This is a genomic window from Erwinia sp. S43, assembly GCF_016624745.1.
Classification (GTDB): Bacteria; Pseudomonadota; Gammaproteobacteria; order Enterobacterales; family Enterobacteriaceae; genus Erwinia; species Erwinia coffeiphila.
Genome location: NZ_JACVTX010000063.1, coordinates 1 through 833, shown reverse-complemented (window position 1 = coordinate 833; position 833 = coordinate 1). Strand labels below are relative to the sequence as shown.

Sequence of the window (833 nt, the reverse complement as noted above, 5' to 3'; positions counted from 1 at the left end):
AAGGCCTCAGCGCTATTCTGACCTTGCCATCACCACTGTCCTGGTGATTAAACGCGTATTCCGGCTGCCCCTTCGGGCCGCTTAGGGCTTCATTGATTCCATTTTTGCCCTGATGGATGTTCCGTTGCGCTGCCCGGATTACACCAGCGTCAGCAGGCGGGCAAAGTCGGTTAATGTCAGTTTCAAGACGCCCACCCGGGGCGAAATCGCGCATCCGGTGATTGATTCCACCGGGCTGAAGATCTTTGGTGAAGGCGAATGGAAAGTCAAAAAACACGGCAAAGAACGCCGTCGTATCTGGCGTAAGCTGCATCTGGCCGTTGACAGCAAAACACATGAAATCATCTGTGCGGACCTGTCGCTGAACAATGTGACAGACTCAGAGGCCTTCCCCGGGGACTCATCGAAAAATCAGGTCAGCCGCAGCGGATGGCGCTTATGATACGCGGTTATGTCACGATGAACTGCGCCGGAAGAAAATCTGTGCACTCATCCCGCCGCGAAAAGGCGCTGGCTACTGGTCCGGAGAGTACGCAGACCGTAACCGTGCTGTTGCGAACCAGCGGCTGACCGGGAGTAATACGCGGTGGAAATGGACAACAGATTACAACCGTCGTTCGATAGCGGAAACGGCGATGTACAGGGTAAAACAGCTGTTCGGCGGTTCACTGACGCTGCGGGATTATGATGGACAGGTTGCGGAGGCTCTGGCCATGGTACGTGCTCTGAACAAAATGACGAAGTCAGGTATGCCAGAAAGTGTGCGTATCGCCTGAAAACCCAACCCGCTGCAGAGACGCTCGCCCTGAATCTGATTTATTCAACAAAGCCGC

At 54.6% G+C, this 833-nt stretch carries 1 pseudogene; it reads left to right on the top strand.

What is annotated here, in order from left to right:
* Positions 1-776 (top strand): annotated as a pseudogene (locus IBT47_RS26805) (IS5 family transposase); the annotation flags it as partial.
* Between the last annotated feature and the right edge of the window lie 57 nt (positions 777-833).